This window comes from Pediococcus sp. M21F004, from assembly GCF_051122535.1.
Taxonomy (GTDB): domain Bacteria; phylum Bacillota; class Bacilli; order Lactobacillales; family Lactobacillaceae; genus Pediococcus; species Pediococcus inopinatus.
The window spans coordinates 1,048,010-1,067,144 of the sequence record NZ_CP177314.1; the positions used below are offsets into that span (position 1 = coordinate 1,048,010).

Consider the following 19,135-nt stretch of genomic DNA (forward strand, 5'->3'; position numbering starts at 1 on the left):
AGTATAGCGCATTTTTAATTTTCTCACAAAATTTTAATTTTACGATACTGCATTACTAATATAATCGCGCAACTTTTGACCAGTTAACCCGGCACTAATTCCGACCAGTAGCTTGATCCGCGCCTTAGGTCCGTTTAATCCCTGGCAGAATGTGACACCCATTCGTTCCAGCGCAATCCCGCCACCCGGATAATCATAAATTGGTTCAGCCACCCCGTTATAACAGCGAGAAACCATCACTACCGGAATATCATCGGCGATAAGTTGCTGAATCGCTTCAACCGTTTCAAGTGGCATGTTCCCGGCACCTAAGCCTTCAATGACAAGCCCATTTGTATCTTCTTGGTCCAAACAATTCAACAAACTAGCCGGCATGCCGGCATAGGCCTTCAACAAATACACATTATGTTTAAGTTTATCAACTTGCACATCGGCTTGCTGAATTAATTCTTGAAAATAGTGAATACCGCGCTTGCCAACTAACCCAATTGGTCCAAACGTGGGGGTGCGAAAAGTATCGACATTCGTAGTATGCGTTTTAGTCACATAGCGAGCCGTGTGAATTTCGTCGTTCATAACCACCAAAACGCCTTTATCAACAGACTCGTCTGCAGCAGCCGTTAAAATTGCGCTTTGAAAGTTATAAACACCATCTGAACCGAGCTCGTTAGAAGACCGCATTGCCCCTGTTAAAACGACTGGTAAATGATTTGGCAAGGTTAAATCCAAAAAATAGGCCGTTTCTTCTAACGTATCTGTCCCATGCGTAATCACAATGCCATCATAATCCTGTGTTTCAGCTTTTTTTACGCGTTGTTGCATCTTAAACATATCTGCGGGTGTGATGTGTTCTGAAGGTTTATTTAAAATCGTTTCGTTTGTCAATTCAATATTATCGTCAATAAAACGGCTGTCTAACAAAGGATTTTCCTTATTTGTCGAAACTTCGCCCAGTTCATTTGCCGACATCGAAATTGTGCCACCTGTATGTAGTGCCAATATTTTTTTCATTGTTGGGCCTCCTAATTTAGATTGTGCTTGGAATCGTTTTGAGACACTCTCCCTCGATTCTAATCGATTGAAAGCAGACTTGCTAGCCCAATTTGGCATTTCAATCCTAAAAATTTTCTTGCAATCAAAATTCATCTATTTACACAGCTTGTGAAAGGTTTAAAATGAGCTTAACAAGTAAAAGTATGGGTGAATAATATGTCTAAAAAACAACAAAAATGGCTTATTTGTTATCACTTAGCGATTGGCGGACTGGCGCTTATTTCCAGTGGGTTAGCCTTTTCAACTTTCTTTACACATGGAAACTTACTAACCGGGCCATCTGGGATTTTTATGAACAGTATGCTGGCAATCTTTTTGGTCGACTATTTAGTTCGGTTTCGATTTTCCAAAAATAAGAAAAGCTTTCTCATCGACAACTCGTTTGATATGTTAGGACTAATTCCGTTACATCCTATCTTTGCAATTTTTCGAATTGAGCGCGTCATCCGTCTCATTCGTTATTACCATATTTTTTGGCGTTTAGGATTAGACGGTAAATTAACCAAGTCTGTGCATCGCTTCTTTTACGCAACCGGCTTTGTGTATCTCCTATATATCAGTGTTGTGATCGTTGTTTTAAGTGCCCTTCTCTACTCAATCGTCGAAAAAATTTCTCTTTCAAACGCTTTGTGGTGGGCCATTACAACTGCAACCACCGTTGGATACGGTGATATTTTTCCCCATACGACAATTGGAAAAATCATCGCGGCAGTCCTGATGTTAGGCGGAATTGGTTTTATTGGTTTGTTAACCAGTACAATTACCGGATTCTTCACTTCCGACACAGCAAGCACGCAGGATAACGATTTAAGTTTGCTCTTAAAGAAAATTGATGACCTTTCCGATCAAGTGAACCAACTGCAAAATCAAGTTTCCAAAATTCAGAAAAAACCTCATCATAAAAAGAAATCTTAAATTCAAATAAGGTCCAAGAAAACTATTTCTAGCTTTCTTGAGCCTTATTTTTTTGAAATATTAATCAACCAACTTAACTGCTGTGCCATAAGCCACAACTGTTTCCATGTCTTGGCTAATCGAGTCCGAATCAAAGCGCATCATCACTACCGCATCTGCACCCATCTCTGTAGCATTATCGCGTAACCGACTAATTGCCGTATCCCGAGCTTCTGTCAACAATTCGGAGTATGCTTTAATCTCACCACCGACAATGCCTTTAAGCCCCGCGCCAATATTTTTAAATACATTTTTAGATTGCGTAGTTAACCCAAATACTTCGCCGATCACTTCATAATTATGTCCTGGAATAGTTTCTGTTGTCGAAACTAAAATTTTGTCTGCCATTTTGAGCTCCCCCAGATCTTATTTGATGCCTGTATTATAGCATGAAATCGGTCTCAATTCTTTAGACTGGTTTTTAGGTTTAGTTTCGGTTTTGCGGCAACGTTGGTGCTGGAATTCGGTTCGGGCGTAAAAACTTTTTGGACAGCACGTCCTTGACTGCCTTTTTCCGCCGAGCTTTAGGACAGTTCCATAAGCCGTCCTTGTTTACTTCTTCTGCTGAGCTTCAGGACAGTTCCATAAGCCAAAAAGTTTCCTATAAGCACGCCTACTGCGGGATTACGATCCCACTTACGGTGCGCTTATAGGAAACTTTCTACCGGCTTATTCCACTCACTTTTTTTAGGACAGCTCGACAAATCAAAAGGCCGGAAATAAGTATGCTTCCCGCGGGATTGTGATCCCGCATCCAGCCCACTTATTTCCGACCTTTTACCGATTTGTCTCACTCACTTTATTCTTCACTACCCAAAAACTGACTCACACCCGCTGCCAACACTGCACCTACCAACGGAGCCGTCAAATACAACCAGTAATGTGCCATTGCCGAACCGCCCGCAAAAAGCGCTGGCCCGAAACTTCTTGCCGGATTCAATGAACCGCCCGTTAAGTTTAACGCCACAATGATCATCAATCCCAATGTCAGTCCAATAACTAAACCAGCAAAATTTGGATTTCCCCATTTTTTACTCGTTACCAACAAAATAACTAACACAAATAAGAATGTGACCAAGGTTTCTGTAATAAAAGCCCCACCCACAGAAATATTTGGAAAGTCTGTTTGACCCAAGCTTTTTGTTGACAATCCTAGTTCATGAACTAAATCAAACACCATTGCGGAGGCCAAAATTGCACCAATAAATTGCGAAATCACATAACCAATAAAATCTTTTCCACTAATCCGTTTGTTCAAAAGCATCCCTAAAGAAACTGCCGGATTAAAATGACCACCTGAGATGGCACCCACTGAGTAGGCCATAATGGTAACTGCCAATCCAAAAGCCAATCCAATTGTCAAAGTACTTCCCTTAGCAATTACAACAGTACCCGTTCCAACAAAAACTAAAACAAAAGTTCCAATGATTTCTGCGACATATTTTCGCATATTGCCATCTCCTCGTATGTATATTAATAATAATGAATAATCTCTATCTAGTAAAAATTATAGAAGATTTTGACAAAATACTCAATCCGGAAGCTCTATGAATTGCAGTTATTTTTTTAAAACTCTTTTAAAATTGTACTAATTACTGGGTTTATATAAGTAAAAAATTAATTCTTATGGTAAAATATAACTATTATATCTTAGGGGGAATGACCATGAGTCAAATCGATGTTGAACTAATCACTGAACCAACAGCTAAAGAATTTTTAACCGATTATAAAGAACAAAAACGCAATAATAACGTTCCAGAACTCAAATCACAAGGCCATTTTATTTTACCCGATTACAAACTGACAAGGCAGCGTAAAGCTTTCAAAATCATGAAGCATACCTACCTTACAAAGCACTATAAATCATACGTTGCGTTTGATTCGGACAACGGTCACACATTATGGATGAAGAATTTTGCAAGCTTAACCGAAGCTGTTTTCTGGCTTGAAACTGGTCTTGAAATTGGTGACACGGATACTCGATCTACCTACAAAGACTGGAAAATCAAGCATGACGATAAAATCCAGAGCTTGAAAGATCAGCTTCGTCTCCTCAAGAAAAAACATGCTTCAAAACAAGTCCCTTTAGATAATGCTAATTAATTTCATATTTTGCAATCATTAAGAGTCCCCATTTTGTGGCTCTTTTTTTGTTTTAAATCGATATTACTAACTCAATTTACCTTTGAATACTAGTCAATTTGTTTCAATCCTTCTTCTTTACTTAATCGCATTGAGACAGCTTAGTTACTTCGTTGTAATATTTAACCCGTATTATAGTAATTAAACATTTAGTACGGGGGTACGTCATGAGATACATAATAAAACTATTCGCGATTCTTTCTATTTTTATCGGCATCACCGCCGTTTCAACAACGCAAGCACACGCTGCAACTAAATTCCGGGTTGTTTCTACAAAGAATGTGGCCGTAAAGCCTTACGTTCGGACAAGTGCTAAGGGAAACATGTTTAGCTTGAACGGTAAGCTACCTTATGTAAGTTTCAAAACTATCCACTATTTAAAAAATTATCCAAGAACCACTTGGCGGGTCACCAAATCACGTGTCATCTTAAGAAACGGTGTTCGCACTCAATACTATTATGCAATTAGCTCTAACGGTAAGGCTTCTGGTTGGGTTTGGCATGGCTATCTTAAAGTTAAGCCAGGAACAGCGCTCTACTCTAAGGTTTATAGTTATGCTCATAAGCAATTAGGCAAACGTTACGTTTATGGCGCTGTTGGTCCCAATCGTTTTGATTGTTCCGGTTTATCAAAGTATGTTTACAAGAAATCCGTTAACAAGACTTTGCCAAGAACCGCACAATCTCAATACAATAAGTATAAAAAAGCTTCCACTGGTTCACGGAAAAAAGGCGATTTGGTTTTCTTCGGTAGCAGTAAAAAGCGCATCACCCATGTTGGTATCTATGTAGGTAGCGGTAAAATGATTGATGCTCAAAATCGGGGCGTAATTACCGAAAAGGTTGCTTCTCCATGGTGGCATTGCGTTGGTTATTCTCGTCCAGCCACTCTCTATTAAACTAAATAGTTCGCAAATAGTAGCGCTCCATGGCTGCTATTTTTTTGTTTTTAGACGCAAAAAAAGTAGACTCTAAGTTCTTCTCAAAGCTTAAAGTCTACCTACGAGGAAAGGATTTCGCGATTAACATCTTCAAAATCAAATTTGTTAATAACATTACACCTTCATTGTTCTATTGTTCTACCGTCGTGAACCTGACCTACCTGTGATCGTCGTTATCAAAATCTGCTAATATGATCAGCGTAAGTTTGAACCCCACTTGATACATACACAAAATACAGGCTAACGGTGATTAAAGACGGTTTTGGAAGCATTAAGTTTTTTTATGCTGAATACCCTCCGCAAACGTACTTCTATTTGTTCTTACTACACAATTTTTCTTATAATTTGGAACTCTGTAAGTTATTTCTAACTTACGTTTTCTCTTGTCATTGGCAACACCTACTTAAACCGAAGTTCAACTACATATCAACAAAAACATTTAATCTAAATCTAAACCAGTTGCAACATTTACCAAGAAGATCATGCACCCATCATTCGCACATCCAGATTTTTGAGCCAAGTACCAACTACTTTGACTGCTCTTGATATCTTTCAACATCAAAACTTTTTTGAATCGATGCTCATGACTCATGACGTTTCAAGTCACGAACCGCACATCCAGGTTTTTCGAGCCAAGTACTAACTACCTTAACAACTCATAATGTTCTTCAACACCAAACTTTTATCTATCGATGCCCATGATTTACGGTATCAAATCATACTCTCGTAAATCGCGCATCCAAACTTTTGAGTTAAACACATAATTCTGACTGTAAACTGCTCACATGTTTTTCAACAAGCAAAACTTCTACGTGATGCCCATGAATGATAAGCCTTCACAACATAATCTTCAGCTGCGCCTCTACGTTAGATCACCATCGGCAACTATCGACTGACCTAAGGCGCTTTGAGAATTTTGAGTTAATCGGAAATTTTAACTTTTCCCTTTCCTCACTTATTATATTACCACGTGATGTAACCGTTTGCAACGAAAACACTTAACTTTTTTAATTATTTTTTATAAGCCTGATAAGTCCCATTGTAGCGTGCTTTATAGCGGACATATCATTAATCAACCAAAATTTTAATTCCTTTGTAAATACTGTAAATAGTTAACGTTATTGCAACGATTGCGCAGAGCCCACCAAAAATCACAATCATCCAACCAGTTGACTGGGCGTTATTTGTAATCAGCCCATGAACACCTGCCAGAATAAGGAGAACAAATATTAAAAGGGCCGGAAAAAGATGTAACAGTAATGCATTCAAGGCATTGCGATGAGTTTCAGGACGACTGGCCGTTACTAACCAAACGATCAGCGGAAATATAACGGGAAGAAACAAAATACTTAAATAAGAGAGCGAACTGAGTAATTTATTTTCAATTGTCATGATTGCAACCTCCATATTAGTTTATGACCTTATTTTACCTAATTTTTTCTGATTTACATAGAAATATGAGTACCAAAAAAGGCAGTAAATAGAATTCCACTGCCTTTTTCTTTAAATTAGTACCTGAATGCTCATAACTCGGGTTTAATAGCGTTTCTTTCTAGCTAATCCAAACAGCGCAAGAGTTGCCATTAAAAATAGTCCAATAAATCCGACGTTTCTGCCGGCAATACTACTTGCTTCACTTGTTTGTGGCAATTCTTTGTTTGCCGAAACCGAACTAGTATTTTTTTGCACATTGTTGGTTCCTGAAGTTTCTTGACCAGTAGCTGTAGGATTTTGATTTGTCCCTTGGCCTGATCCATTGCCTTGATTACCGGATTGGTTCTGGTTGGAATTCGTTCCACCATTACCATTTGAGTTTCCACCGTTTCCGTTGTTGCCGTCTCCACCTGGTGTTCCGGGATTTTCTGAGCCACTATCAACCGCTACAACAACCACGCCAGTCGCCGTTACAGAGAGTCCTGTAGTTGGATCTGTATACGTAAATGTGTAAGTCCCACGATTACCAACAATATTTGTATTAAAATTGCTTGGCCCAGTTACAACTAAGCTCCCATTAGCAATCGCTTCAGCATAACTTAGCGTTGTTCCTGTTGAAGAAACAATGGAATTAAATAAATCTTGTTGATTAAAGCTAGATCCCTTTTTAATTGTAAGCTTTGGCGTCACATTGATGGTTGGTTTTACTGCGTCGTATTTGTAAGTTAGCGTAATTCCATAGTCCTTGCCAACTGCCCCAGTAGGAACTTCTTCCTTATTAATATAATTCAACACTGTCTGCCAATCTGATGTCGTCCAAGTGCTTGGATCACCGTCAACGCCAGCAGCTTCTGCGAAGTCCGTTACCGAACCACTGTTGACCCCATCTTCATTATTTAACGTGTAAGTGCTTTGCCCATAATTTACCTTGTATCCCGCAATATTCTTGGGCGCACTTAAACTATAACTGTCTCCAGCTTTAAGATCTGAAATCGTGGAATCAGCAATCGCATTTCCAGCAGCATTTTGATACTCAGTCGTTTGTTTAAACGTTCCTTGTGTTTCAGCCACATCATATTTATAAGTTAAGGTAATGCTGTAATTTTCACCAATGTTGTTAACAGTTGTCTCATTTAGAAAAGCTAAGACTTGTTGCCAGTCTGAGGCTGTCCAACTACTTGGATCACCACCCACACCAGCTGCAATTCCAAAATCTGCGAATGAGCCAGTATTCGTGCCGTCCTCATTAGTCAACGTGTAAGTACTTTTAGCGTAGTTAACCTGATAACCCGCAACGTTTTTAGGTGCCGAAAAACTATACTTTTCACCAGTATTCAACTCCGACGTATCAGCAGTTGCCAAACTTGCTCCAGACTCACTCTGATACTCAGTTACCTGTTTGAATGTATTCTGAGTTGCCTTTTGACTTGTTGCCTTATCAGCATCCTTCTTTGTTTGCGAAAGATCTGCCTTTGCTGTTTCAGACGTTGAACCAACATTTTCTTTGGAAGATGCAGCTACGTTTGAAGTATCAGCATTTATTTGATTTGGTGTCACACCCATCCCTAAAATACCTGCTGAAAATAGCAATGTACTTGCGAGTAGCGCATACTTCCGATTTTGTTTCAATTCAGTTTTTTTCATTTTTATCTCCTTCAAATAAAATCAGCCAAATGTGCAGAATCTTTTTATTATCCTTCACTTAAATCTTACCACCTTGCAAGTATTAATGATAGCGTTAACACTAAATTTTGTTTTATATTTTTAATCTAACCGTACAAACTAATACCGCTGTTAAAGATAAAAAATCCAGAAAGAAACATTATTCATTTCTTTCTGGATTCAAACATAAATTATTTAATTTCGTGATGCTTCTTCTTTACTGAAACGATTATTAAACAGTGGACTAACTGGTTTGTCTTCATGAATCAAGCGAATTGCTTCTCCAATTAGAGGACCAACTGAAATCTGGGTAATTTTTTCAATTTTCTTTTCTTCAGGTAAATTAATCGAATCTGTCACAATTAATTCTTTAATTGGTGAGTTAGCGATTCTTTCAATGGCTGGGCCTGACAAAACAGGATGCGTACAACTAGCATAAACTTCAGTTGCGCCAGCATCCATCAAGGCTTGTGCACCTAAAGTAATGGTCCCGGCTGTATCGATCATATCATCGATCATGATACAACGTTTGCCTTTAACTTCACCGATAATATTCATAACCTCGGCCACATTAGCACGTGGACGACGTTTATCAATGATGGCAATTGGAGCCTTTAAAAACTCAGCTAACTTACGAGCACGTGTCACACCACCGTGATCAGGAGAAACCACAACAGAATCTTTATCAAGATGATGCTCAATAAAGTAATCTGCTAACAATGGTGCGCCCATTAAGTGATCCATGGGAATATCAAAGAATCCTTGGATCTGGGCCGCATGTAGATCGAGGGCAATAATGCGGGTTGCACCAGCCTTTTCAATCATATTAGCCACAAGTTTTGCGGTGATTGGTTCCCGCGAACGTGCCTTACGATCCTGACGTGCATAACCATAATATGGAATCACAACATTGATGGTCTGTGCACTTGCTCTCCGCAGTGCATCAATCATAATTAGAAGTTCCATCAAGTTATCATTAACAGGAGCCGAAGTGGATTGAATAATATACACTTGGTCCCCACGAATGCTTTCTTCAATATTAATTCTAATTTCGCCATCGCTAAAACGATCAACAGAAGTCTTACCTAGCTTAACACCAACTGCTTTAGCAATTTTTTCTGCTAAAGGCTTGTTTGAATTCAAAGCAAAAATCTTCAGCTTTGGATCAGAATATTGTCCAGACATGAAATCCTCCAATAATGATTTTTAAGAATCTGTTCGATTACCACTCTATATCATAAGTCATTTACAGGGCCAAAAGCAAGTCCAAATCTAGTCTTTTTGGCGTTCTGCCTCTTCTTTTTTGGCTGCTTCATACACTGGAAGCTTCTTAAAGTATCCTGGTTTGGTAGTTTGCCGTTCACGGGCAATTCCCATATCATATTTCGCCAAATCATCGGTAATGGTTGACCCCGCTGCAACGTATGAATAATCTGCCATCTTAACTGGCGCAATAATATTTGAATTACTACCAATAAACGCGTGATTGCCAATGATTGAGGTGTGTTTGTTAATCCCATCGTAGTTCACAAAGACCACCCCACAGCCGACATTGATATCAGTTCCTAATTCAGCATTTCCCACATAAGTTAAATGGCCAACTTTGGTTCTCGCACCCAACTTAGCTTTTTTAATTTCACAGAAATTACCGATATGCACAAACTCACCAATTTCAGCTTCGGGCCGTAAATGGCTGTTAGGACCAATATCACTATCGTCATGCATAATTGATTCTTCAATTGTAGAAGAAGTCACATGCACGCGATCCCCGATTTTAGATGATACAATTTTAGAATTAGCTCCGATCACACAATCAGAACCAATTTCAGTTTTACCAGAAATCGATACCCCAGGCTCAACGATTGTGTCAGAACCAATTTTGACATCAACATCAATATACGTGTTATCAGGATCAATCAAAGTAACACCGTCAACCATGTGTTGTTCATTAATCCGTTCTTGCATAATCTTTGTAGCATGGGCAAGCGCTTTTCGATCGTTGACACCCATTGACTCTGAGAAATCCTTCATTTCGTACGCAGCAACGATTTCACCCTCAGACTTCATGATTTCAATCACGTCTGGCAAGTAGTATTCACCTTGGGCATTATCATTTCTTACTTTATGTAACGCGGCGAATAACTTTTTGTTGTCAAAACAGTAAACACCTGTATTAATTTCATGAATAGCTGCCTCTTCACGAGTGGCATCCTTTTCTTCAACAATCTTAGACACAACGCCAACATTATTACGAACAATCCGGCCGTAAGAGAATGGATCATCGGCATCCGCCGTCAAAATTGTGGCTGCTGCACCTTTTTCTTTGTGATATTCAAACAAGTCTTCAAAAGTGCTTGCCCGAAAAAGGGGGGTATCGCCACTCACAACCATTGTCATACCATCCTGATCTCCTAAAATAGATTCAGTTTGTAAGACAGCGTGACCAGTTCCCAATTGTGACTCTTGATAAGCATATTCAGTCCGTTTGCCAAGTTCTTCTTCAACTTGTTCAGCGCCATGGCCCACAACCGTCACAACTTTATCCATGTTGGTTTTTTCAACTTGCGTCAAAACATGATCGACCATTGATTTTCCACAAATTTGATGTAAAACTTTGTATAATTTAGATTTCATCCGTGTTCCTTGACCAGCTGCCAAGATAACCGTATACTTTCCACTCATTGTAAATTCTCCTTATTTAATTAGACTGATTAAAAACCTTGGTTAAATAATTACCAGGTTGAATTTGAATTTCATCGTTGCTAGCATCTACGTTCAATAATGATGTTACATTATCAATCATCCGTTGTCCCGTAAAACTACCTTCTGCAAAAACAGTCGTGCCAATTAGTTCAGCTTCAAACTCAGTAATCAGCGCCTGCATCCCTTTTAAGGTGCCGCCGCCTTTCATGTAGTCATCGACCACGAGTACTCGAGTGCCGGCCTTCAAACTGCGTTTAGAAAGCTCCATTTTTTTAATTTGCGCAGAAGATCCAGACACATAGTTCACGCTGATCGTGGAACCTTCTGTGATCTTTGAATCATGACGCACAATAATAAACGGCACTCCTAAATAATTGGCTACACTCTGAGCAATCGGAATGCCTTTCGTTTCAACGGTCATAATTGCATCAACTTTTTCATCTGCATATTCACTAGCAATCAAGCGACCCACTTTTTTAAGAACGATCGGATCACTCAATAAATCAGACATATACAAATAGCCACCGGGTAAAATTCGATCCGCTGTCGAAAGCTGTTGAATCAAATCCTCAATAATTTCACTAGCTTCACCTTTTTTGATGGTTGGAATAAATAAAGCTCCACCGGCTGCTCCTGGAATCGTTTCTAATCGTCCGGTACCGCGATCCGCGAACGTTCGCTTAATGATGGCCATATCCTCGCTAATTGAGGATTTTGCAGACGCGTAACGTTCGGCAAAAAAGCTTAACGTTACTAACGTATGTGGTCGTTCTAAAAAATATCTTGTCATATCGATTAATCGATCACTTCTTCGGATACTCACCGTTAACACTCCATTCTAATTTAAAAACTCTTTACTCTTGATCATAGCATAAATGTTCGTGTTTTGGAGAAAAAACAGAAAGTTTTCCCGTCATTTTTTAAATTTTTAGATGGATAATGCTAGTTTTACTTATAAAATAAAAAATCCGTTGCAAGCAGCGGATTTATGATAGCTATTTATAATCGGTAGTTTTTTACTTAGCTTTTAATTCGGTTCCAGCCCAACGCAGTAAAATAAATCGCGCATTCGATAATGGCAATAAAGAAACTAACCGGTAAATTGGTGACATAGCCTAAGTACAAGCCAAGCCATACGCCGATTAAAGCAGCTCCAATCGCAAATATCATCATGCCACTAACGGTTCGCGTAAAGTACTTAGCGCTCGAAGCTGGCAAGGTTAGCAAAACAAAAATCATTAATGAACCGACAATCTGAGCGGCCACACTCACACTCAAGGCCAAAATCACCAAGAAGATAATGGAAATGGCTTGCGTGTTCACGCCCTTAACGGCCGCCCCCACATGATCAAACGAATCAAATTTAAGGTCTCGATAAACCAGAAAAATAACGATCAGTACCGCCAACGATAGCCACATAATCTGTTTCACTTCAGATGAGCTAATGCCAATCATACTCCCAAACAAAATGCTGGTAGCATCACTCGCATTTTTATTTGCCAAGGAGAGAAATAGAATTCCTGATCCTAAAAACAAACTGGAAATCGCGCTAATAGAAGATTCTCGGCGTGACGATTTCGAACTCATTTGTCCAATTAAAACAGAACTAATGATCGTAAAAATTAACATTCCGTTTAACGGTGGCCAACTCATAAAAATTCCAAACGAGGCCCCAGAAAAACCAATCTCAGAAAGCATGTGACTCAGAAACGACATGTTACGGCCAATGACGTAGACCCCGATAATACCGCTAATAATCGCAATGATCGTCCCCGCCATATAAGCATGGCGCATAAATGCAAAACTAAGCATGTTCAGCCTCCTCTAAATCAGTTTCTTTGAATTGACCAATGGGACCACTCTGATAGCTGCCGTGGCGCATAAGTAAATATTGATTGGCGTATTTTTGGGCCAATTCAATATCATGGGTAATAAACAGCACCGACACATTCTGATGCACATTAAAATCCTGAACCAAATCCAACAATTCAAATTTACGAACGCTATCTAAACTAGCGGTTGATTCATCCAAGATCAAAAGATCGGGATCGTTAATAAGAGCTTGTGCTAGATAAGCTTTTTGTTTTTCTCCACCAGAGGCTTCCCCAAGTGGAGTGTTTTGAATCGATTCTAAGTTAGTATCTTTAATAATGCGATTCAATTTTTGCCGCTCGTTTTTCGACAGCCAAGGTAAATGACTGTCGTGCAAGTTCAAACCTATAAAATCACGAATAGACAAAGGATACTCTTCATCGATATTCCGAAACTGAGGGACATAACCAATCTTCATGTGTTTAAAAGTAGGCGTATATGTGACACTCCCCTTTTGTGGCGTTAACTGATGCAAAATGACCCGCACCAACGTCGTCTTTCCCACACCATTTTGGCCAACCACACTCAAAAAATCACCTTTATTTAATTCAACCGAAAGATCATTTAAAACTAAGTGATCCGGAAATGATACGGTTAAATTTTTGATATTTAATACGGACTCACTCATTGCAATCTTTCTTTCTTTTGAATTTCTGCCACTTGCTGATATTGATCTGTCATCCACTCTATATAAGTTTTATTGGATGGCTGTGTTTCTGTCACATTCAAAACGGGAACATTATGCTTCTTAGCCAGCGTCACCATATTCTTTACAATCGCATCTGAAGCCTGCGGATTATTAACAAAAAACGCAATTTTATGTTGTTTAATATCCTTTTGCATTTGGCGAATATCTTGAGCCGAGGGATCCGAGCCATTCTCCACAGCTAAAGCAAAATGTGAATTATTGATCTTATATCCCATTTTGGTAAGCGCATAGTTAAAGACTGGTTCACTCACATCAACCAATGATTTTTGTCGGTTTTGCTTGAGAGCTGCTACTTTCTTTTGGATAACTTTCAATGAAGCCACGTAATTTTTAGCGTTCGCTTCAAACTGTTTGCGATGTTTGGGATCTTTTTTTGCATAGATCTTAGCTAATCGATTCGCCAGCTTTGCCATTGTTTGATCGTTATACCACAAATGCGGATTATCACCCGTTTGTTTATTCATCACGGACTTACCCACATTTAAAGCTTTAACGTTCCCCTCAGAGTCAGAGCTGATCAGTCTTTGCATCCAACTGTCATAACCCAAGCCGTTATACACCACAACATCTGCCTTTGCGACTGCTTTAGCTGAGTTTGTAGTTGGCTCAAAATCATGCGGATCTACATTGGGACTTTTAATAATAGAGGTCACCGTGCCATACTTTCCCGCAACGGCCTTCGCAGTTTCACCATAGAAATTTAAGGAAGCTACAATATGTAATTTATTAGAAGTTTGTGTTTTGCGACCACAACCATTAAGCACGATCATTAGCACGCCCATAAGTACCAAGGCGCCATAAAGCCACTTTCTTTTTCGCATATCTTCCTCGCTTTTAAAAAGTAATCATTACTATTTAGCAACGAATTATATTATAGCAAAAGAAGACCGTTTGTAGCAAGCCCAGCGAACAACGTAAATATTGTCACGAAATGGATAGCTCCGTTCTGGTGTTTGCTAGGGACGTGTGGGCTCGCCTCCAAGCTAACTTTTGCTACTCGCAAAAAGTGAATCTTTCCGGCCTCTCACGCCAACACCTCTACTTCGCCTATTTATAAACGTCCATTACAATCGATTAATTCTATTTTTAATCTTTAATGTAAATTTTTAGTAAGAAAAGTTATTTCATAAATTAGATAAGACAGGTGTAGCGGAGACGTTGGTGCAAGAGTGTGTCGATGTCACTTGGCGATTTATCGCCTAGAGACATGGGAGACTGGAGAGATCCACTTCTGGACAGAAGTTAGCTCGTAAGCGACCCCACACGGCCCCAGCACCAACGTTGTAGCGAAACTCAAATAGATCATTAAATCTAATTTGAACGCTTTCCTACTAAAACTTAACTCATAATTTTAAATTTTAAATCTGTCTATACCACTGCTAATTATGCTAGAATTAGGGTATCAACTAACCACGGAGGTTCCTATGAAATCACGTTTTGTGCTCGATCAATCTGCAAAATCTGCGCTTTATGATTTATATCTCTATGCATTTAATAAATCAGACAGCGACTTTCGCAAACAATTTTGGTCCACTCGCTTCGATCATGGCATCCCTTATGGCATTTATGAAAACCACGATCTAGTCAGTGGCCTCTTCAGCATGCCATATAAAGTAAACTTTCATGGCCAAGCCTTTCTGATGAACGGCATCACCGACGTCATGAGCGTTCCTGAATACTCGGGTAAAGGGGCGGCTGGTACGCTCATGAAAACGGCGCTTAGCGATATGTATGAAAATGACGTTGTGTTGTCTTATTTGGCACCCTTCTCGTTTGCCTATTATCGTAAATTCGGCTATGAACAACTTTTTGATCACCAACTTTATCAAATTGATGGCGACAAACTCCCTCGGGTGCGGCCAAGCAAAACCGGCCATGTCCGCCGAACTAGTTTAGCCAAAGCCATTCCGTTGATTCAAGAAGCCTACCTTAGTTCTCCCCTCAGTCAAAATGGCGGATTAATTCGGGCTGATTGGTGGTGGCACTACTTAACTGAAAAGCATCCCGAATGGCAAGTTGCCTATTTTGAGGACGATCAACAAACCGTGACTGGATATCTCATTTACACAAGAACTGCCGATGAATTTCATGTTCAAGAATTTGTCCATCTCACCCCAGCTAGTTATCAATCCCTTTTAAGTTTTGTATTCAAACACGGCGCTGGCTATCAAAGTTACACGTTTGAAAATGCTAATCCTAATTACCAGGGTGATTTATTGGCTGATCCTTACGCCCTAAAGGTAACGACGCAGCCATACATGATGGGTCGGATTGTGAACCTGCAGGCATTTCTTGCCAAATATCCCTTTGCACAAACTGACTTCAAGCCAGTTAGTTTTAATATTTTGGATGAAACACTGGAACAAAATCAGGGCACTTGGACAATTTCGGTAACCACTGGAAAAACGGGGATTGAATATGACTCAGAGTTAAAAGAGGCTGTCCCAACCTTCACAATTCAACAATTCACAAAAGCCGTTTTTGGCTATCGTTCATTAGCCGCTCAACGTGCATTTGGGCAGATCGCAGCTGATGCCGAAAAATTAGCTAAACTAGACAATTTATTCATTCAACAAAAACCGATTTTGGCGGACTATTTCTAATCTCTGCAATCAATTAAATAGTTTCCGAAACTAAAAATACTTTTCCAACTAAATTGGAAAGGTATTTTACTATGCATTTAAAACCACGAAAAGAGTGCTCCTAAGCCAACGACTAACAAAATAATCCCGAAAAACAAACCTGACCAAAGCGCAAACCCAATAAATACTGACGTTCCTTGATTAGCATTATTTTTCAAATTTAAAAACGATTTTCTAACGGCGTAGAACTGCCAACAAGCTAGTAAGATCACGGCAATTCCGATCAGTTTCAAAGTTAACATATTTAGATTCCCCCCAGGTTACTCGTTAAGCGTTTCAATAAACTAACGATTTTTGAATTGCTAGTTTTCGTTTACCGGTGACTAAGAATAGTGCCACTGCCACAACAACAATCAACAAAATCCAGGTTTCTACCCAGCCAATGTCATCCGGGCTAGCCATTAAGAAGTTCCCATTCGCATATGAAAAGGAAAAGACATCCAAAAGAAAATGGACAACCATGGTTACTGCAATGCTCTGTGTGTATAGATAAACAGCCGCAAACAGCATCCCCATTCCCACAGCAAATACCATTTGATTCAAGGTAGCATTTATGGCTTGGCCCGCAAGTAAATTAGAGGAATGCCACAATCCAAATAAAACACCATTAATGACAATCACCCAAACTGAAGTGAACCCATAAAATTGGACAAATATTTATGCTGCTCTCTGAACGGCGAGTTCTCGGTATTTTACCGGGGACTTGCCGTTCAATTTTGTTTTAATTCGACGATTATTATAAAAACCTATCCATTCGGTCATTGCTTGGATTAAGCTAGCTTTATCTTCAAAATGTTCATCCATCATTTCAGCTTTCATAATGTGAAAGAATGACTCCATCGCCGCATTATCAAGACAAGTTGCTTTACGTGACATGCTTTGATAAGCGTGATGTTGCTTTAAAACCTGCTGCCAGTGTCGATGTTGATACTGAAAGCCTTGGTCAGTATGGACTGTTGTCCGGTAATTTAGTTTTGGTAGCTTTTCTAAAGCCTCTTTAAGCGGTTTAATTGCGAATTTAACTGTTGGATGTTCACTAATATTGAATGCTAGAATTTCTCCAGAAAACAAATCAAGAACTGGTTCGAGGTAAACTCGTTCGTTCATTCCCATGCTTCCATATCTGAATTCACTAACGTCTGCGACGAGCTTTTGATAAGGTCTATCGGTTTTGAAGCGTCGCTTTAAGCGATTAGTGGCAATTTTACCCACTAAACCTTTATATGAATTATATTTTTTGGTTTGTCGATTAAAGGCATGACACAACCACCCGTGTTCCTGCATAATTCGTAAAACGCGTTTATGATTAACTTTAAATCCTAAATCATGTAATGCAGTTGTAAGTCTTCGGTAACCGTATTTTTTGGTGTATTTTGGATCTTTTTGGCGAATCTCGTCTATTGCTTGAATAATCTGGTCATCATCAAATTTACGTCTCTTATGACTCTGAGTGTAGTAATAAGTGCTGCGTGGAATTTGGATTACTTTAAGAATCAGCTTGATAGAAGTTTGGAATAGTTGCCTTAACTCGATGGCTATTTCTGAGATTTCTTTTGTACTGATTTTTTCCGAGTTAAGGCCTCTAATTTTTTTAGGTAGGTGTTCTCAATCTTTAACATTTCATTTTCTTTTTGAAGCTGTTTTAAATCCTCTTTGGCTGTATAATTGTCCTTTTGGACAATGGGTTTGCGGCTTTTATTCTTGTGTTTCACCATGTTCTTGGCGTTGCCTCGCTTTCGCTCTAGACCCACAATTCCTAATGCTTTAAACCGGCTTTCCCATTGCCAAATAGTACTCGGCGAGGATAAGTTAAAATGTAAGGCAGTTACTGGAAGCGAGGCCTGATTTTGTTTTCTCCAGTTTAATACATTGACTTTGAACTGGCTAGCATATTCTAAATCCATTGCTTTGCGTTTAAGACCGTTAAGGCCAAATTTCTCATATCTTTGAATCCAATTTAAAACTGTGGCACTACTACCAATCCTGTATTTATGTGCTAATGAATTAACGGTCAGACCACCCAAATATCCAGTTACTACTTTCACTTTGAAATCAAAATTAAATTTAACCATAAAAGAACCCCCAAGATTAGATTTTATCTGTCCAATCTTGGGGGTTCACTTCAAACTAGCTGATTTTTTCGTTTGCTAAACGCTTTTAAGCTTAGAAATAATACAGCAAACCGAAAGGCCCATTCTTCAGAAACAGTCTCAAGTGCACTCAAAATTACTTTCAAACTAAAATGTCCCAGTGTAAAATCAAAACTCGTAAACATATTCGAAAGTTTGTCTCCAGAACCAAAGGCGTTTCAAACCACAATTGCTAACAACAACACAAGGACGAAACTCAGAATTAACCAATTTACATTTCGCGAAATTCGAAATCCCGGTAGCTTAAAGCCCCATAAATACATCAAAAATCCGACTGTAATTATAAAAGCAAACGCATTTACCACCCCGCTCATATCAATCGTCTGTAAAACAGAACCAATTTCATGTTCCCGGGTGTACATTAATGCAAGCACGGATCCAGACCCCAACGCTTCAAAAATGATGATCGTGACCAAAATAATTCGACCAATATAAGACTGAATATTTACAAGCACATAGTACGCAACAGGTAGATACATAATTAATAAATACAGCAAAGCTAAAATCGCCAGAAACGGATAATTAAGAAGCAACACCTTATGAAAGATCAAAACAATCGCTGCTAATCCGAGTGGTAATAACAATAATTGAATGATTGACTGAAAATAATAATTACATTTTCTAAGTCCGCTTCGCAACTTTTGATCAGTTCTTAAAGGCTTCTCGAAAGGAATGCCAATGCCCAAAATCACTGTTGCCAATCCCAAAACCACTTCAACCAATCGCGTCGGTCCAAATGGTTCCCAGAAAAAGGTCAAACAGAATGCTACAACCGCGACCACCAATTGCCAGAGGTACCATTGTTTTAACACCCGTACGTATTTTACTGATAAATTATTAGTCATAAGTCACTCCCCCCAAAAATCAAATCTC

Annotated in this window: 21 protein-coding genes; 4 read left to right on the forward strand and 17 right to left on the reverse strand. The window is 39.2% G+C overall.

Annotation, left to right across the window (positions count from 1 at the left end):
• Positions 1 to 39: 39 nt before the first annotated feature.
• Positions 40 to 1,011 (reverse strand): asparaginase, encoded by a 972-nt coding sequence (locus tag ACLHK8_RS05520; protein WP_434520221.1) that lies wholly within the window; start codon positions 1,009 to 1,011, stop codon positions 40 to 42.
• A gap of 198 nt (positions 1,012 to 1,209) precedes the next feature.
• On the opposite strand from ACLHK8_RS05520, the gene ACLHK8_RS05525 reads away from it, so the two are divergent.
• On the forward strand, positions 1,210 to 1,968 hold the full coding sequence (locus ACLHK8_RS05525) for a potassium channel family protein (RefSeq protein WP_434520222.1): 759 nt from the start codon (positions 1,210 to 1,212) through the stop codon (positions 1,966 to 1,968).
• Positions 1,969 to 2,028: 60 nt separating this feature from the next.
• Here ACLHK8_RS05525 and ACLHK8_RS05530 read toward each other — a convergent pair whose 3' ends face one another.
• Together ACLHK8_RS05530 and ACLHK8_RS05535 are read right to left on the reverse strand one after the other, a co-directional pair.
• Positions 2,029 to 2,355: a heavy metal-binding domain-containing protein gene (locus ACLHK8_RS05530; RefSeq protein ID WP_434520223.1), complete on the reverse strand. Its 327-nt coding sequence runs from the start codon at positions 2,353 to 2,355 to the stop codon at positions 2,029 to 2,031.
• A gap of 451 nt (positions 2,356 to 2,806) precedes the next feature.
• Positions 2,807 to 3,457, reverse strand: coding sequence for an MIP/aquaporin family protein (locus ACLHK8_RS05535; RefSeq protein ID WP_057774425.1), 651 nt, complete (start codon positions 3,455 to 3,457; stop codon positions 2,807 to 2,809).
• A gap of 215 nt (positions 3,458 to 3,672) precedes the next feature.
• On the opposite strand from ACLHK8_RS05535, the gene ACLHK8_RS05540 reads away from it, so the two are divergent.
• Both ACLHK8_RS05540 and ACLHK8_RS05545 read left to right on the forward strand, forming a co-directional pair.
• Entirely contained in the window at positions 3,673 to 4,110 is a 438-nt protein-coding gene (locus tag ACLHK8_RS05540; RefSeq protein WP_323715343.1) for a hypothetical protein, read from the forward strand.
• Between the two features lie 206 nt (positions 4,111 to 4,316).
• Complete coding sequence (locus tag ACLHK8_RS05545; RefSeq protein ID WP_434520224.1) at positions 4,317 to 5,048, forward strand: C40 family peptidase; 732 nt, start codon at positions 4,317 to 4,319, stop codon at positions 5,046 to 5,048.
• A 481-nt stretch (positions 5,049 to 5,529) separates the two neighbouring features.
• On the opposite strand, the gene ACLHK8_RS05550 is transcribed toward ACLHK8_RS05545, so the two are convergent.
• The 9 genes from ACLHK8_RS05550 to ACLHK8_RS05590 form a co-directional block, all read right to left on the reverse strand.
• Positions 5,530 to 5,682 (reverse strand): hypothetical protein, encoded by a 153-nt coding sequence (locus ACLHK8_RS05550; RefSeq protein WP_156486311.1) that lies wholly within the window; start codon positions 5,680 to 5,682, stop codon positions 5,530 to 5,532.
• A 476-nt stretch (positions 5,683 to 6,158) separates the two neighbouring features.
• Positions 6,159 to 6,482, reverse strand: a complete 324-nt coding sequence (locus ACLHK8_RS05555; RefSeq protein WP_063696630.1) for a DUF4870 domain-containing protein — start codon at positions 6,480 to 6,482, stop codon at positions 6,159 to 6,161.
• Between the two features lie 144 nt (positions 6,483 to 6,626).
• The gene (locus ACLHK8_RS05560) at positions 6,627 to 8,168 is read right to left on the reverse strand and encodes a MucBP domain-containing protein (protein WP_063696628.1); all 1,542 of its coding nucleotides are present in this window, start codon (positions 8,166 to 8,168) and stop codon (positions 6,627 to 6,629) included.
• Between the two features lie 213 nt (positions 8,169 to 8,381).
• Positions 8,382 to 9,371 (reverse strand): ribose-phosphate diphosphokinase, encoded by a 990-nt coding sequence (locus ACLHK8_RS05565; RefSeq protein WP_063696626.1) that lies wholly within the window; start codon positions 9,369 to 9,371, stop codon positions 8,382 to 8,384.
• Between the two features lie 87 nt (positions 9,372 to 9,458).
• A complete protein-coding gene (gene glmU / locus ACLHK8_RS05570) occupies positions 9,459 to 10,868 on the reverse strand; it encodes a bifunctional UDP-N-acetylglucosamine diphosphorylase/glucosamine-1-phosphate N-acetyltransferase GlmU (protein WP_057775191.1) in 1,410 nt (469 codons plus the stop codon).
• Between the two features lie 16 nt (positions 10,869 to 10,884).
• Positions 10,885 to 11,712 carry a pur operon repressor gene (gene purR, locus ACLHK8_RS05575; RefSeq protein WP_082623323.1) on the reverse strand — a complete coding sequence of 276 codons (828 nt, stop codon included), beginning with the start codon at positions 11,710 to 11,712 and terminating at the stop codon, positions 10,885 to 10,887.
• 197 nt (positions 11,713 to 11,909) lie between these two features.
• Positions 11,910 to 12,701: a metal ABC transporter permease gene (locus ACLHK8_RS05580; protein ID WP_057775193.1), complete on the reverse strand. Its 792-nt coding sequence runs from the start codon at positions 12,699 to 12,701 to the stop codon at positions 11,910 to 11,912.
• A complete protein-coding gene (locus tag ACLHK8_RS05585; RefSeq protein ID WP_063696623.1) occupies positions 12,694 to 13,389 on the reverse strand; it encodes a metal ABC transporter ATP-binding protein in 696 nt (231 codons plus the stop codon). Before ACLHK8_RS05585 ends, ACLHK8_RS05580 begins: the two co-directional genes overlap by 8 nt.
• The gene (locus ACLHK8_RS05590) at positions 13,386 to 14,291 is read right to left on the reverse strand and encodes a metal ABC transporter solute-binding protein, Zn/Mn family (RefSeq protein ID WP_063696621.1); all 906 of its coding nucleotides are present in this window, start codon (positions 14,289 to 14,291) and stop codon (positions 13,386 to 13,388) included. The genes ACLHK8_RS05585 and ACLHK8_RS05590 overlap by 4 nt, the downstream gene beginning before the upstream one ends.
• 603 nt (positions 14,292 to 14,894) lie before the next feature.
• On the opposite strand from ACLHK8_RS05590, the gene ACLHK8_RS05595 reads away from it, so the two are divergent.
• Positions 14,895 to 16,073: a GNAT family N-acetyltransferase gene (locus ACLHK8_RS05595; protein WP_063696619.1), complete on the forward strand. Its 1,179-nt coding sequence runs from the start codon at positions 14,895 to 14,897 to the stop codon at positions 16,071 to 16,073.
• Positions 16,074 to 16,150: 77 nt separating this feature from the next.
• On the opposite strand, the gene ACLHK8_RS05600 is transcribed toward ACLHK8_RS05595, so the two are convergent.
• The 5 genes from ACLHK8_RS05600 to ACLHK8_RS05620 form a co-directional block, all read right to left on the reverse strand.
• Positions 16,151 to 16,354: a hypothetical protein gene (locus ACLHK8_RS05600; RefSeq protein ID WP_057775205.1), complete on the reverse strand. Its 204-nt coding sequence runs from the start codon at positions 16,352 to 16,354 to the stop codon at positions 16,151 to 16,153.
• Positions 16,355 to 16,388: 34 nt separating this feature from the next.
• Positions 16,389 to 16,733 (reverse strand): CPBP family intramembrane glutamic endopeptidase, encoded by a 345-nt coding sequence (locus ACLHK8_RS05605; protein WP_063696617.1) that lies wholly within the window; start codon positions 16,731 to 16,733, stop codon positions 16,389 to 16,391.
• 36 nt (positions 16,734 to 16,769) lie between these two features.
• Positions 16,770 to 17,699 carry an IS3 family transposase gene (locus ACLHK8_RS05610; RefSeq protein ID WP_320532114.1) on the reverse strand — a complete coding sequence of 310 codons (930 nt, stop codon included), beginning with the start codon at positions 17,697 to 17,699 and terminating at the stop codon, positions 16,770 to 16,772.
• The gene (locus tag ACLHK8_RS05615; RefSeq protein WP_063696809.1) at positions 17,648 to 18,184 is read right to left on the reverse strand and encodes a helix-turn-helix domain-containing protein; all 537 of its coding nucleotides are present in this window, start codon (positions 18,182 to 18,184) and stop codon (positions 17,648 to 17,650) included. Before ACLHK8_RS05615 ends, ACLHK8_RS05610 begins: the two co-directional genes overlap by 52 nt.
• Positions 18,185 to 18,420: 236 nt before the next feature.
• A complete protein-coding gene (locus tag ACLHK8_RS05620) occupies positions 18,421 to 19,107 on the reverse strand; it encodes a hypothetical protein (RefSeq protein ID WP_063696603.1) in 687 nt (228 codons plus the stop codon).
• Between the last annotated feature and the right edge of the window lie 28 nt (positions 19,108 to 19,135).